This window comes from Algoriphagus machipongonensis (assembly GCF_000166275.1).
Taxonomy (GTDB): domain Bacteria; phylum Bacteroidota; class Bacteroidia; order Cytophagales; family Cyclobacteriaceae; genus Algoriphagus; species Algoriphagus machipongonensis.
This window is the reverse complement of the sequence record NZ_CM001023.1, coordinates 2,204,507-2,220,133: the sequence shown is the minus strand read 5'-3', so window position 1 is coordinate 2,220,133 and position 15,627 is coordinate 2,204,507. Positions and strand designations below refer to the sequence as shown.

Genomic DNA, 15,627 nt, shown 5'->3' with positions numbered 1-15,627 from the left:
AACCTATTTTTCTTTTTATTAATAGTTTAGTCTCCGAAATTTTTAACAATTCAAGATGAAAAGCACTTCTTCATTAAAGCAATTCGGCTTATTTACTTTAGGGATCTACATCCTGATATACGGTTTTCCATTTCCTTTAGACCATATTCCTTTTACCTACGAGTATTTTTCTAAATATGTGATTGCGCTACAAGAGAAATTTATAATCTTCTTTGGGCAGGATCTATTGGGTATTGAAAAGCTTGAGAAAATTCAAAGGACAGGAAGTGGGGATACAACCTTTGATTATGTCAGAATTCCCGCAAGCATTACTTTATCTATTCTTTTAGCTCTGGTATTGATTTTAATCAAGAAAACTCGGGGTCAAGCTGAGAATTTTTATAAATGGACTTTAATATATGCGAGATATTTCGTTGGCTTAACCTTAATATCTTACGGAATTGCAAAATTCCTGGAAGGTCAATTTCCTGGGCCTACCTTCTATTCCATGGAAGTTTTATTTGGAAATATTTCACCCATGGGCCTAGCCTGGAGATTTTTTGGATACTCTGATACCTATAAAATCTTTATGGGACTTTCAGAAATTGTTGCAGGTTTCTTACTTCTGTTTAGGCGAACAAGCATTTTAGGGGCTTTGGTGTCAATTTCGGTATGCTTAAATATCGTACTTGTCAATTTCTCTTTTGATGTACCTGTCAAGCTTTTCTCCTCTCATTTACTGGTTTTTTCTTTCCTAGTTTTGATACCAAAAATCAAACCTGTGGTTGACTTTTTCATTCTTCATAAATCGACGACTTTGGGAGAAATGAAACCTTTGTTTGAAAAGAGGAAGTATAAAATCATATGGCTAATTGCCAACCTATACCTCATTGGCCTGATCCCCATCACAAGAGCCGTTTCTCATGTTCAAAGCCAAAAGTTCCGAACCATGGAAAACGAATGGGAAGGCCTTTACTCTGGCTTTGATAGCGACTCAACTAGATTTTGGGATAAAATGGTCTTGGAAAAAAACTACATGGTACTTCAAACTAATGATGGGAAAAGGGATTTTCTAAGCATCGAAGAAATCGAAGCTGAGGGTCATATACTGATCAAAAATCCAGATGATAGCGAAAAGCCACATGAACTCTTCATCAAAGAATTAGATAACAAACAATATGAAATATTATTGAGAATTGGAGAGAAAGAAAACTTGGCAATTGGGGATCGTAAAGACAAGTCAGACTATGAGCTGATAAAACGAGGATTCAATTGGATCAATGAATACCCCTATAATCGTTAACATCAACTTAAGTCCAATACCTAAATAGGCTTAAAGAGATTTACTTTATTCAGTAAATGAATAACTCTGATCCTTTTAGCCAAATATCAATCTCATCAAAATACAGAATATCCATCTTATTGAATAATAGATAAAGGGCACTTTAAGTAGGTTATATCTTAACTTATACCTTTTTCAGGGAAACTGCATTAATACAATATCGTAGCCCACTTGGCTCGGGTCCATCAGGAAAAACATGTCCTAAATGAGCATCGCAAACATTACAGGTACATTCAACCCGAATCATCCCGAAACTTACATCTTTGGTATAAGCTACATGATTCAACTCGATTGGCTGGGCAAATGATGGCCAACCTGTGCCGCTATCAAATTTTACCGTCGAGTCAAATAATTCAGTATCACAGCAAACACAGGCATACTTACCCGGTTCGAAAATATTACACATTTCAGAACTATGTGCTCTTTCTGTACCTTTTTGTCTTGCAATTCTATATTCTTCAGGGCTAAGAAGAGACCTCCACTCCTCCTCAGACTTTTCCACTCTTTTGGGTGGTTCAGGATTGCCATGATTTGCATACTTAATTACATCATTCCAGTTGATCATCTTGTTTTTCTTTTCTTTTGACACCTAACACAAACTGCTTTCAAATAATTCTTCTTTCATCATCAAATGATTTATTGTAAAGATTCTTCTAAGAGGAAGTCAATTCCTAATGGATTTAATATTTTAGGGAAATTAATTATTCAAAATTTAGATGAAATTACAAATCGCAATTTTTCTATTAGCAGCTTTTATGCAAGCCAATATTTGCCATGCTCAAAAATCATTTCATAAAAACAAGGTAATTGCTCATAGAGGAGCCTGGAAATCCCAGGGCTTCCCTCAAAATAGTCTAGCCTCTTTAAATCAAGCTGTAGCGCTAGGTTGTGAAGGCTCTGAATTTGATGTTTGGATGACAGCTGATGGAGTATTAGTAGTCAACCATGATGCTGATTTTATGGGAATGCCTATTGAAACGAGCAATTACAACGAGCTCTTAAGCCAAAATCATGAGAATGGTGAGAAGCTCTCAACTGTTGAAGAATATTTAGCCGAAGGCAAAAAACAAAAAGGAACTAAGCTGATCTTCGAAATCAAACCTTCAAAAATATCTGTTGAACGATCTAGAGAAATAGCAGAAAAATCAGTGTTGGCGGTCAAGAAAATGAAAGCTCAAAAATGGGTAGACTACATTACCTTCAGCTATGAGGGAGGTTTAAAGGTTATTGAGATGGACCCAAAAGCAAATGTGGCTTATCTCAGTGGAGATAAAACTCCAGCTGAATTAAAGGAGGCAGGGTTCTTTGGTTTTGACTATAATATCGGTGTCTTAAGAAAAAACCCACATTGGATTAAGGAAGCAAAAGAGCTTGATCTAACAGTTAACTCCTGGACTGTCAATAAAGAGGAAGATATGAAATGGTTGCTGGAAATGGGTACAGATTTCATTACTACCGACGAGCCAGAACTACTATTATCCATTGTCAATAAATAGACCTTTAATCATCATAAATAATACAGTAAGACCTTTCCTAGCTAGGAAGGGTCTTTTTTTTATAACCCCACTTTTCATTCACCTATAGTTTAACGCATTTCACCGATAGTTAAATTAAACTCGACCTATAATCAAAGTTTTGTTTCTCATTCTTTAAGACATTTGAAAGAAAAAAGGGTGAAAGTATTATTTATAGATGACGAGTTTCTGGAGCGAATCAAGTTTAGCGAGACGGTTAAACTCCTCGATATTAAAATAGATTTAATGCTGGCTGAAAATGGATGGGATGCGATTGCACTACTAGGTAAAAGCAGCACATTCCCCGACATCATAGTTCATGATATCAACATGCCAGATATGAATGGAATTGAATTTTTGAAAAAGCTACAGAGTGTAGAAGCCTATCGAAGAATTCCAAAAATCACTTTTACCAGTTCAAAGAAAGCTTCCGATATCCATGAGTGCTTGGAATTAGGAGTGAATAGCATACTTCAAAAACCCCTTGATCCAGAAAAATATCAAGAAACAATACTGTTACTAATTAAATATTGGAATCTAAATATCAATAGAGCTTAATGAAATAAAAAAGGAGAGTAAGTTGTTTATCACCCCATTTTGCCCCAAAATCCTTACCAGGTTAACAAAAAAATTATGTCACATCAAAATGAATTATTAATAACCTTTACTGGCACTGCTGGCAAGGATCAAATCATTGATAGTTATGAATTGATCAAGACCATCTTAGTTGACCTGGTGGGGCAAAATATTTCAAAGTTTAAAATTGATAATACCCTTCCTTTAATTAAAGGTGACCCAGAATTCCTAAAACGGACTTTTCGGGAATTCTTAAAAAAGTGCATTAAGCATTTCAAAGGGCTTAAAAGAGCCCTACTTATCAAGCATGTAAAAAACGAACAATCTTGGATTTTCGCGGTTTTCCAAGAAGCTGAAAAAGAGATTTTCAGCAAGAGCCCAGAAACTAATCTTGTGGAAACAATAGAAGAATTTACGCTGGCCATTTCAAAAAAAGTTCTCAAAAAAGATTCTATACCTCTCTACTTAAATTGTTTCAATAATGAAAATTAAAATGGACGCTATAGAAACACCTTCTCTTCAATACCTCCATTCACTTGCAAAAGGTAATGGTCAATTTGAGAATAAAATCATCAAGGTTTTGATCAAAGAGCTACCTTATGAATTTAAGGATTACCAAAAAGCAATAAAATCCAAAAACTATTTTTTAGCTTCAGAATCGGTTCATAAAATCAAACATAAAATTGCTTTTTTTCAAATGAAAAACGCTTATTCCATAGCAGAGGCACATGAATTATCATTAAGAGAAGGGCAACTAATATATCAGGGGGAATTCCTTGAAATCGTAACTAAAATCATTAACTTTCTCTCAGATTGTATGGATTAGCTTATGAATTGCCTTATCGTCGATGACGAAAGTGTTTCTCGGGAAATACTAACTTTTTTATGTGAAAAAGAACCCGAATTAAATTTGGTCTCCAATTTTTCCAATGCCATGGATGCCTTTCGGTTTTTGAATAAAGAGGAGGTTGATTTAATATTTTTGGATATTCATATGCCTGACTTCACAGGTTTTGATTTTATCCAGACTCTTAAAAACCCTCCACTTATTATTATTACTACCTCAGATAAAGAATCCGCATTAAAAGCTTTTGAATTTGATGCAATAATAGATTTCTTGAACAAGCCCATCGATCAGGAGAGGTTCAAAAAATCAATTTTAAAAGCAGGTAAAATATTAGCTGAAGCTAAAAACAAACCATCCTCTACCCATCAGGAAAAAACCTTAGATCACTTTTATGTCAACATCGACAAAAGGTTAATCAAAATCAATTCAAAAGATGTGCTTTTGGTAGAAGCTGAAGGGGATTACATTAAAATAAACACCAAAAAAGAAAGCTTTAGAGTTCATACTTCTTTATCTAAAATATTAGAAAAGCTACCTTCTAATATTTTCTTTCAAGTTCACCGCTCTTATATCATAAACCTCAATGAAATCATTGATATTCAGGATAATACCATTTTAATTGAAAAAAGTGTTATCCCAATCAGTAGATCCAAGCGAGCTGATTTGATGAAAAGAATCAATTTGATTGATTAACACTTTTTCGTAAATCAACTCAAGCTTGATCAGACACCATTTTCAATACAACTTGAATTTCTTCGCGGACCTCTGCCAGCTTATTATCCATATCGCTTAAGTCAAAAGTTTTACTTCGTTCCAGATCTGAAGCCATTTTTGCTAAAAACCCCATCCCTGAAGAAACAGCTGTTCCATAAAGCTTATGTCCGATCTCTTTTATTTGACTTAAGTTATTTTCACCTATGGCGCTTTCTAGGTCTTCCAGAGATCCTTTTAACTCCTTTTTAACTATTTCCAGTATGTTGGCCAATACTTTTGGATCTCCATCAGTATAGGCTATTAATTTCTTCTTATTATAATGTAGTAAAAGATCCTCTTCCATTTCTTTAAGGGGCGCCTCTACCCTATTTTCCTTCGAAACCAAAACCCAGTTTTTAAAAACCTCTGAGATAGTTTCTTCCACCACCGGCTTCACTACAAAATCATCCATACCAACACTCAGACACTTCTCTCTTTCCCCTTTCACATTTCCTGCTGTCAAAGCAATGATCGGTACATGGGCACAAGATTTTAATAACCTGATATTCTTTGTGGCTTCATATCCATTCATTTCTGGCATTTGCACATCCATGAAAATAATATCTGGAGCTTGCTTTTGACAAAACTCATAAGCTTCTAATCCATTTTTGGCTTGAATCAAATTGAGGTTCTTGACTATTTTTTTGATAATAGTTTCCGCCAAAAGCATATTAACCAAGTTATCCTCAGCTATTAATACAGTATATTCTTTTTCAGTATCAATTACCTCTGGAAGTGCCTCTTCCATACTTCCTTCTTCTATTTGGTGGAGCCTGGAAAGAGCATGGTAAAAATCATGAAGTTTTAAAGGTTTAATTAAGCGATGCTTAACATCTAATTCTTTACAGGCCTGGATTATTTTCTGGTCATCTGACGAACTGTGCAAAAGTAGAATTGGAAGGTCTTCAATATTATCTTTAAAAATCTCCCGAATCTTCCGAATTGTCTCTATTCCATCCATAAATGGCATGTGGTAATCCATCAGGATCACATCAAACTTCTCTTCTTTAGTAAGGATCTGCAGAGCTTCAAACCCATTGGTTGCCTCAGTAGCATGAATGTTTTTTAACAACAACATCTCCCTGACAATCAACCTATTATTATCATTATCATCAACGATTAATACCCTCTTGATCTCTCCTGCATCAACCCAGTCAATTTCCTCGCCTTGTTCGGTTTCAAAAGTCACATCAAAGAAAAATGTACTTCCTTTACCTACCTCAGACTTTAACTGAAGTTTACTGTCCATTAAGCCTAATAGCTTATTGGTTATAGTTAGACCAAGGCCTGTTCCACCATATTTCTTTGTAGTAGAGCTATCCTCTTGCGAAAATGCCTCAAAAATCTTGCTTTGCTTCTCAGGTTTAATTCCTATTCCAGTATCCCTAACGGAGAACCGAAATGTATTTGAATTCCCTTCTGATTCCAGATTTTCAATTTTCAGCTCGATTTCTCCCTTTTCTGTAAACTTGGATGAATTACCCAAAAGGTTTACCAACACCTGTTTTAGTCTTACTGAATCCGCATAGATAAACCTTGGTAAGTTTGTCCCTATATTCAGTAACATCTCAAGGCCTTTATTCTGGATCTGATAAGTGATGATATCAGTTGCCTGAGAGGCCATCTCGTATAGGTCACATTTATCAATATCTAATTCTAACTTTCCAGCTTCGATTTTTGAGAAATCAAGAATATCATTGATAATGCTCAGCAATTGATTGGCAGATTGATGAACTATCGACAAATACTGATGTTGCGTTTCATTCAGTTTTGTTTTTAAAACCAAATCAGTAAAACCTATAACTCCATTCAATGGGGTCCTGATCTCATGGCTCATATTTGCCAAGAACTCAGATTTTGCTTTACTGGCTTCTTCTGCTGATTCTTTCGCTTCTTTCAGTTCTTCCCTTTGAGCCACAAGCGCGGTGATATTTTGGGTAAACACCATAATTCCCCCAATTTCTCCATTGTATAAATACCAAGGGCGCATTTCCCATGAAATAAATCGAGGCTCTATTTCTCCAGGAAAAAAAATCTTCTCCTCATTATTGATCAGAAAATCACCTTGAAGAACCTGATAATAATTAGCCCTTCTTTCCTCATTCATTAATTCACTGAATAGATCAAAATGAGACTTTCCAATAACTTCCTCTGATTTATATTCATACTCCTCTTCCCACCTGTTACTCACAGCGATGTAGCACATATCCTTGTCTAACATTGCTACTGCAGCAGGAGTATGTTCTACGAAGGCCGAAAGTCTACTTTTTTCATTGACTAGATCTATTTCGATATTTCTCTTCTCCGTAAGATCTATAGCTATACCTAAATAACCAATTGATTTATTATCATGATCTTTAACAGGAGTTACTGCTAAAGACACTAATCGAGTATCCCCATCTTTTCTTACATAGGTCCAATCAATTTTCTCTGAACCATCTCGATTAGCCCTTGCAACGAATGATTGAAATCCTTCAATTTTATATCCAAAGTCCTGAGAAACATCCTTGGCATGAGCAATAACTTCTTCCTCCAAATGGAATATCACAGGAGTTTTCTTCCCTATCAATTCCTCAGCTTTATAGCCGAGCATTTTCTCAGCCCCCTCATTGAAAACTGTAATAGTTCCTTCAAGGTTTGTGGCAATAATACTTACCTCAGATGCCGCTTTAAATACTTCATCCAGTAATTTTCTATTTCTAGCAGCTTCTAGTTCAGCCGTCTTTTCTTTATTTATATCCTGAAAAGTTCCAAACAATCTGGTACAAACTCCATCATTAAAATCAACATTCCCGATAGCTCTTACCCAAATCTCATTTCCCTTTTGAGTGACTAACTGTAAGTCCAAGTCCCATGGAGTTCCATAGGTCATTGCCTGTTCAATAGCCTCAGTAATCTTTTCCCTGCTTTCTCCTTCTTTATAAAAATTTATCCCAGTTTCTAATTCCGGAACAAAATCATCATCAACTTCGTGAATCGCTCTTGTCATAGGGCTCCAGGAAATTTTTTGCTGTATTGGATCTAATGTCCAGCCACCAACTCTTGCTAATTTGCCTGTTTCCTCGAGTATTTCTTTTGTCTCTTTTAAATCCTTTTCCAGTCTTGCCCTTCTAGTGATGTCTATAGCATTTCCAATCACATAATAGCTCCCATCCAGATCGTTCTTCTGCAAAACATTATTAAACAACCAAGTTTTTTTAGTCCCATCTCTATGGAGGGTCAGCATTTGACCAGCTGCTTTTCCCTCCTTTTTTATTTGAGCTAGATAACCTTGAATTTCATGATGCTTGTATTCTGGGACAATGTCAAATAAGGTTTTTGACATAATTTCTTCAGGTTTATACCCTAGAATTCCTGCGCCAGAAGAGTTAACAGACAAGAATTTCCCATCCAAATCATGCGTACACATCAATCCTTGGGAATTTTCGAAAAATGCCCTGAGTTTTTGCTCACTTTCAATAAGCATTAACTCCCTATTCTTCTCCAAAGTAATATCCCTACCAATAGCAAATACGCTTTGGGTCTCTGGTTCTGGAGATGCTGTCCATTGAATAGTTATATATCCGCCATCCTTCTTTAAAAAACGGTTAATGAAATTTATGGTCGGAATTCCTTGCCCTAATTTTTCCAGCTCCTTTTTACTACTCTCTTTATCTTCCTCATGAATCAATTCCAAAAAGGATTTACCCAATAAAACATCTTCTCCCCATCCCAATAGTTTTTCAACAGAGGGACTTAACTTTTTGAAATAACCATCAACACTAGCCAAGCAAACAAGATCTGAAGAAAGCTGGAACATTTTTTCAAAATGGCGAAGCTCCATATTCTTCTTTCTGTCTTCCATCAAACTAGATAAACCACCGGCCAAAATCTTTAAGCCTAAGATTTGATCATCATTTAAACCCACTTTATTTGGGTTATTGACAATAAGCGTCCCTTGAAATACTCCCGTTTTATCAATTATGGGGAAAGCGGCTAAAACCGAAACTCCTTCAGGCAAGGATATCTGGGAATCATCGGTAGTCAGCAATAGATGATCTCGAACTTCTATTTCTTTGAAAATCTTCTGTAAAAAATCTTCTGAATAAACATCTGATTTCCCAATAGTTGACCTCAAAATAGGGGTACCTGCTTTACTCAAATAGAACGCAGAATTACTCCAACCTGAAACGATGCTTGATAGCTTTACAATCCCATCAATTTCAGAATCATTATCAGCCTGAAAATTATTGGTTTCAGATTTACTTTTAGAGGAAGATTTGTTACTCATCAAAAATTATTTTTTGCTAATCAAGTCAAAGCGAAGCGATTTCTATGCAGTTTACCTTGCAAAATATGATGCAAAACCAAGATTAAAAAACTACCTAATCCCCAAAAAGGATTCGGATTTATTAATGAAACAGCTCATTGTTTTTCAAAACAAATTTACACAAGTTGAAATACAAGAATAAGTATTTCAACAATGGAATTTAAACAGATTATTTTGCACTAATTTTTTACATTTTTCAATTATTGAATATCTCAAGCATTTTTTTGTTTAAAGATTAGTAATTTCCAATTGAATGATTCCTTTTTCAAAGATTCATAAAAGGAAAAGAAAGATCAGAAATTCTATTTTTGTTTAACCTTTTTAAATCAAATCACACCTACCCAAAATGCCCATGAAAACATTCCTAGTCCGCAGTACATTATTCCTATTTACCTTTCTATTGATTGCAAATTACTCATTGGCACAAAGCCAAAAACCTAATTTTATCATCATTTTCACTGATGACCAAGGCTATGGTGATGTTGGGACTTTTGGCCATCCAACGATAAAAACACCAAACCTTGATCAGATGGCAATGGAAGGGCAAAAATGGACCAACTTTTATGTGGCGGCAAATGTTTGCACACCCAGCAGATCCGCTATCATGACAGGAAGACTTCCCGTTAGAACAGGGATGTATAGCAACACAAGAAGAGTTTTATTTCCTGATTCGGGAGGTGGACTTCCTGCAACTGAAAACACCATTGCGAAACTTCTAAAAACATCAGGTTATTCCACTGCTGCTATAGGCAAATGGCATTTAGGACACTTACCTGAATACTTACCTACCAGTCATGGCTTTGACACCTATTTTGGGATTCCCTATAGCAATGATATGGATCGAATAAATGATGTCACAGCTCAAGAAGCTTTCGCATCTCCAAAACCCGAATACTTTAATGTTCCATTAATGAGGGATAAGGAAATAATAGAACGTCCTGCAGACCAAACTACCATAACAAAACGGTATACTGAGGAGGCCGTCAGTTATATCAAGGCAAATAAAGATCAACCCTTCTTTATTTATTTAGCTCATTCTCTTCCACACATTCCACTTTTTGCCAGTGAAGATTTTTTGACCAAAAGTGAAAGAGGCTTATATGGGGATGTGATTGAAGAAATAGATTGGAGTGTAGGACAAATTCTTTCCACATTGAAATCTGAAGGAATAGATAAAAACACCTATGTCATTTTCACATCTGATAACGGTCCTTGGTTAGTTTATAATGAGCAAGGAGGAAGCAGCGGAGGCCTGTTTGGGGGAAAAGGGACCAGTTATGAAGGGGGTGTGAGAGTACCTACCATCATTTGGGGACCTGGCAATATCAAACCACAAGTGGTATCCAAAATCGGAAGCACTTTAGACTTATTACCCACAATTTCCAGTCTTTCTGGCACAGAAATCCCCAATGATAGAATATATGATGGATACGACTTAAGTCCTGTTCTAAGAGGTGAAAACAAAAGTCCGAGAGAGGAAATGTTTTACTACCATGGAGACCGCTTATTTGCTGTAAGAAAAGGGGATTTTAAGCTTTATTTCTATAAAAACAACCCCATGGGATACCCTGCAAAAGTGGAAAAACTAGATAGTCTAAAACTCTTCAATTTAGCACATGATCCTTATGAGAGATTTGATATAGCCGTAGGAAATGATGAAATCATCAATGATATTAAAACCTTGGTAGCTGAACATCAGGAAAATTTAACCCTAGGTGCCACACAGCTAGAAAAACGGATTGAAAATTAATAACCAAACACCACCTACTTTGTACTAAAAAATGGGCATAAAAAAACCTGACCTGTAATTCACAGATCAGGTTTTTGCTATTCATTTGGAATTAATTACCATTCCAGTAGTCTTGCATGACAACTGCTTCTTTGCTTGCAGATTTTCCATTCAATTCCACTACCACTTTGTAGGTACCAGGACCAACAGTTCTAGTGATGTATTTCATGCTTTCCAACCTTCTTTCAATATCTTCCTCTTCCATTCCGAAGCTTCTAAAGCGTTCAGCAGTCTGATCCAATTGCTTTTGAGATCTCTCTCCGGTAATTTCCTCAAACTCCCAGTTGAAAGTATTTACTCCCGCTTTAGCATTGACAGATTTGCTTAGAATCTCTTTGGCTCCTTTGTAAATCTTGACGGTAGCTTTTCCAGCATTTTTTGCATAGAAATGAACATGCGTTCCCGGCGCTCTACTTTCCCCATCAAAGTTCGTAAAGGCAGTAACATTGCTTAAACCTTCCACATATTGAACGGCTGGCTTGATATCAAATAAAGTTAAATCAGAATCCAAAGTAGATGAACTCAATCCTTGAAGCGGAACAATATCAGCGATAAAAATCCCTCTTCCGTGTGTAGCCACAACCAATTCATTTTCTCTTGGGTGAATCACCATGTCATAAGCCGGATTGCTTGGCATTCCTGTCATGAACGTACTCCAATTTTCACCTCCGTCAATACTTGCATAAGTACCAAGTTCGGTTCCAACAAATAATAGATTTGGATTCGTATGATCCTCACGAATTACATTAACACCTGCTGCAGGAATCCCCTCAGCTATAGAAGTCCAGGTTTCTCCCCAATCAGTTGTTTTATATAAATAGGAAGTGAAATCGTCTCTGCGCATTCCATTATAAGCAACATAGGCTGTACCAGGGAAATGAGCAGAAGCCTCTACTCTTGTCACCCAATACTCAGGGTTGTTTGGAACCTTATCATTTAATAAAGTCCAAGTCTTACCACCGTCCTTAGTAACTTGAAGATTTCCATCATCTGTACCCGCCCAAAGCTCCTGTGGATTCAATGGAGATTCCTCCAATGTTGTAATCGTTCCATACTGGATATTACCAGTTCCCAAGGCTTTTACTGAATCATCTTTGGAAAGGTCTGGACTGATTTCCTCCCAGTTTTCACCTCTAAAAGTTGATTTCAATACTTTATTTCCCGCATGATAAATCACATCCGTATTATGCTGAGAAACTACAATTGGCGAATTCCAATTCCATCTCATATCTCTGGCACCGGAATACCTGATGCTTTTACTTTCTCCAGTTTTCAAATCCAATCGTTGGATGGGTCCAAACTGCGACTCATTGTATAGATAACGGTTATTTGATCTGTCTACGACATTGTACATACCGTCTCCACCACCTACTCGTTGCCAAGCTTCAAATGGAATTGGACTTCCATCTTTTGTGGTGCTTGGTCCTCTTACAGAACCATTATCCTGAAGACCACCATAAACATTGTATGGATAGGCCATATCGACATCCACCGCATAGAATTGTGCCAAAGGCAACTCATCAGGATGGTACCAAGTCTTACCTGCATCATAGGTAATCCCCATGCCGTGATCATAGCCTAAAAGCATATGCTCAGAATCAGCAGGATCTATCCACATCGCATGGTTATCTCCTCCAAAACGGAAAGGCATTCCCCAAGTTTCTCCACCATCTTTGGTTTCCCATACGCGAATTCCTAATACATAAACATGGTCTTCATCATTTGGATCCACGATAACTTGCTGATAATAGTAAGAAGGGTATCCTCCTACATCTTCTCCTTCTGGACTAATTTTTCTCCAGTTTTCTCCCCCATCATCCGAACGATACATTTCTGTTCCTTCGGTTTCCTGACCTTCTCCTAAAGGAAGGCCAATTTCAAGCATCTTTCTTCTCTCCTCATCTGAGATTCCATCTACATTTACATTTTCAATATTTGCATAAACTACATTAGGATTACTTGGAGCATAAGCCACTCCAATTCTTCCTAAAAATCCTCCAGGCAAACCATTTTCTAATTTCTCCCAAGTCTTTCCAGCATCCGTGGATTTATAAATCCCACTTCCTTCTCCACCTTCATTGAAGGTCCAAGGTCTACGGATTTTATCATAAGCTGCAGCGATTAAAGTGTTTGGATCCTCAGGACTCATAATCACGTCTACTACACCTATATACTTCCCATCTTCTCTCTGAATCTCTAGAACTTTATCCCAGGATTGTCCACCATCAGTGGTTTTATATAAACCTCTCTCTGGGTTTTCTGAGTACAAATGCCCCAAAGCAGCAACATAAACTACATCCGAATCTCTAGGATCGATCACAATTCTTCCAATGTGATGAGACTCTGGTAATCCCATATTTTTCCAGGTTTTACCTTCATCCGTAGATTTATAGATTCCATCTCCCCAATAAGAACTTCTGGAATTATTTGCCTCTCCTGATCCTAACCATACTACTGAAGGATTGCTCTGATCTACAGCAACCGATCCTAGGGATATCACAGATTCATGATCAAAAATAGGCTCCCAAGACTGCCCATTGTTGGTAGATTTCCATAAACCACCAGAGGCAGTAGCTGCATAAATAACTTTAGTGGAACTAGCCACAACAGCAAATTCAACATATCGACCACCCTGACGTGTAGGGCCAATTTCCCTGAATTTGACAGATTCCACCACTTGGTCGGGGATTTTCTGCGCTAAGGTATCTGATAGATTACCTACCAGAAGCAGCGTGGTGAGTGCTGCCATGTTTTTTAAGGCTCTTTTAATTTTGTTCATCTTTTTCTTTAAGGTTGTGCCAGTTAAATTAAATAAAAAAAAGCGGGTACAAAGCTCCAAAATGTCAATCGGTAAAAAGGCGCTTTGAAAACGTACTTTCAATACAGATTCTGATTGTTTTTTACTTTTATACTATTCTATCAAGCTGAATATTTAGCTTATTTAAGTGTTCAATAAATCTTTTCTTAACTTAGAATTTAAAAGATTTTCAAACATTTGATGAAAAAGAACAGCTCATATTCTCTCAATAAGCCCCACTACCTATTATTCTTCTCTTTCTTATTTTTAAGCCTTTTTGCTTTTCAGGAAAAAGAAGAGGGAAAAACAACTCTATACCTAATTGGTGACTCTACCGTCAGAAATGGTGGAGAAGGAAATCTCCAACTCGGATGGGGAAATGTATTGCAAGACTTCTTTGATAGTACAAAGCTAGAAGTTAGTAATCAGGCTATGGCAGGCAGAAGTACACGAACTTTTATTAAGGAAGGTCGCTGGGAACGTGTTTTGGAAACATTAAAACCCGGAGATTTTGTAATGATGCAGTTTGGTCACAATGAAGGTTCTGAACCTGACACGACCAAAGCTGGCTATAGAGGAGTTTTGAGAGGCATGGGTGATGAAACTAAGGAATTGACCTGGCCTGATGGAACAAAAGAAACAGTACATACCTATGGTTGGTACCTTGAAAAATTTATCACAGAGACTATTGCCAAAGGCGCTACCCCTATTGTCGCCTCCATGATTCCTAGAAATAAATTCCAAGATGGTGATGTGGAAAGAGCAGATCAGGATTTTGGTAAATGGGCAAGGGCCGCAGCCCGCAGACACGGTGTTCCATTTATTGACCTGAATAATATCATTGGGGATCAATATGATCAATGGGGACCCGCAGTTGTCAAGGGTCTTTTCGAACGAGATCATACCCATACCAATGAAGCCGGAGCAAGAATCAATGCATTTTATGTCACTGAGGGAATTCGCTCTTTAGAAAACGTTAAACTGAAGGATTACCTACAAAAAGATATGCCTACCCTATTTCTAATTGGAGACTCTACAGTTAAGAATGGGCAAGGAGATGGCGCAGGTGGACTTTGGGGCTGGGGAGATTTCTTAGCTCCTTATTTTGACGAAGAAAAGATAAAAGTCCAAAATCATGCATTAGGCGGCACCAGTAGCAGAACTTTTCAAACCTATGGACTCTGGGAGAAAGTATTGGAAAAATTAGAGCCTGGGGATTATTTAATCATGCAATTTGGCCATAATGATGCAAGCCCGCTTGCTGATACTCTAAGAGCCCGAGGTACGATTAAAAGTTCCGGTTTAGAAGCGGAACATATTTATAATCCAATCACTCAAAAGCAAGAAACTGTATATTCCTATGGGCAATATCTCAGGCAGATGATTTATGAGGCAAAAGACAAAGGAGCCACACCGATTGTTTGTTCTTTGATTCCTAGGAATAATTGGGAAGATGGGAAAGTGAACCGAGCAGATGAAGATTATGCATTATGGGCAAAACAAGTCGCACAAGACACCAATACTCCCTTTATAGATTTAAATAAACTCGTTGCTGATGAATATGACCGCTTGGGAGAAAAATATGTGAGAGAAAATTTATTTAATAAATCTGATCATACACATACCATCAAAGACGGAGCAATTCTCAATGCTGAAATAGTTGCTGAAGCTATCGAAAACATCAACTCAATTGACTTAAAGTCTTTCTTGAAAAACTAAAT

At 37.0% G+C, this 15,627-nt stretch carries 11 protein-coding genes; 8 read left to right on the top strand and 3 right to left on the bottom strand.

The window, feature by feature from the left end; all coding sequences use genetic code 11:
• The first annotated feature begins 55 nt into the window (after positions 1-55).
• Entirely contained in the window at positions 56-1,282 is a 1,227-nt protein-coding gene (locus ALPR1_RS20305; protein ID WP_008200184.1) for a hypothetical protein, read from the top strand.
• A gap of 163 nt (positions 1,283-1,445) precedes the next feature.
• Here the strand turns inward: ALPR1_RS20305 and msrB are convergent, their stop codons facing one another.
• The gene (msrB, locus tag ALPR1_RS09315; protein ID WP_040303474.1) at positions 1,446-1,886 is read right to left on the bottom strand and encodes a peptide-methionine (R)-S-oxide reductase MsrB; all 441 of its coding nucleotides are present in this window, start codon (positions 1,884-1,886) and stop codon (positions 1,446-1,448) included.
• A 151-nt stretch (positions 1,887-2,037) separates the two neighbouring features.
• Between msrB and ALPR1_RS09310 the strand changes: the two genes are divergently transcribed.
• The 5 genes from ALPR1_RS09310 (at position 2,038) to ALPR1_RS09290 (ending at position 4,951) form a co-directional block, all read left to right on the top strand.
• Positions 2,038-2,817: a glycerophosphodiester phosphodiesterase gene (locus tag ALPR1_RS09310; protein WP_008200180.1), complete on the top strand. Its 780-nt coding sequence runs from the start codon at positions 2,038-2,040 to the stop codon at positions 2,815-2,817.
• Positions 2,818-2,979: 162 nt separating this feature from the next.
• Positions 2,980-3,393: a response regulator gene (locus ALPR1_RS09305; RefSeq protein ID WP_008200179.1), complete on the top strand. Its 414-nt coding sequence runs from the start codon at positions 2,980-2,982 to the stop codon at positions 3,391-3,393.
• A 75-nt stretch (positions 3,394-3,468) separates the two neighbouring features.
• Positions 3,469-3,903: a hypothetical protein gene (locus ALPR1_RS09300; protein ID WP_008200178.1), complete on the top strand. Its 435-nt coding sequence runs from the start codon at positions 3,469-3,471 to the stop codon at positions 3,901-3,903.
• On the top strand, positions 3,893-4,237 hold the full coding sequence (locus ALPR1_RS09295) for a hypothetical protein (RefSeq protein ID WP_008200177.1): 345 nt from the start codon (positions 3,893-3,895) through the stop codon (positions 4,235-4,237). Before ALPR1_RS09300 ends, ALPR1_RS09295 begins: the two co-directional genes overlap by 11 nt.
• 3 nt (positions 4,238-4,240) lie before the next feature.
• Positions 4,241-4,951 carry a LytR/AlgR family response regulator transcription factor gene (locus ALPR1_RS09290; protein WP_008200176.1) on the top strand — a complete coding sequence of 237 codons (711 nt, stop codon included), beginning with the start codon at positions 4,241-4,243 and terminating at the stop codon, positions 4,949-4,951.
• Between the two features lie 19 nt (positions 4,952-4,970).
• Here ALPR1_RS09290 and ALPR1_RS09285 read toward each other — a convergent pair whose 3' ends face one another.
• Positions 4,971-9,281, bottom strand: a complete 4,311-nt coding sequence (locus tag ALPR1_RS09285) for a PAS domain S-box protein (protein WP_008200175.1) — start codon at positions 9,279-9,281, stop codon at positions 4,971-4,973.
• A gap of 391 nt (positions 9,282-9,672) precedes the next feature.
• On the opposite strand from ALPR1_RS09285, the gene ALPR1_RS09275 reads away from it, so the two are divergent.
• Positions 9,673-11,070, top strand: coding sequence for a sulfatase family protein (locus ALPR1_RS09275; protein WP_008200174.1), 1,398 nt, complete (start codon positions 9,673-9,675; stop codon positions 11,068-11,070).
• A gap of 91 nt (positions 11,071-11,161) precedes the next feature.
• Here ALPR1_RS09275 and ALPR1_RS09270 read toward each other — a convergent pair whose 3' ends face one another.
• Positions 11,162-13,888: a VPS10 domain-containing protein gene (locus tag ALPR1_RS09270; RefSeq protein ID WP_008200173.1), complete on the bottom strand. Its 2,727-nt coding sequence runs from the start codon at positions 13,886-13,888 to the stop codon at positions 11,162-11,164.
• Positions 13,889-14,107: 219 nt separating this feature from the next.
• Between ALPR1_RS09270 and ALPR1_RS09265 the strand changes: the two genes are divergently transcribed.
• Positions 14,108-15,625: a rhamnogalacturonan acetylesterase gene (locus ALPR1_RS09265; protein ID WP_008200172.1), complete on the top strand. Its 1,518-nt coding sequence runs from the start codon at positions 14,108-14,110 to the stop codon at positions 15,623-15,625.
• Positions 15,626-15,627 lie beyond the last annotated feature (2 nt).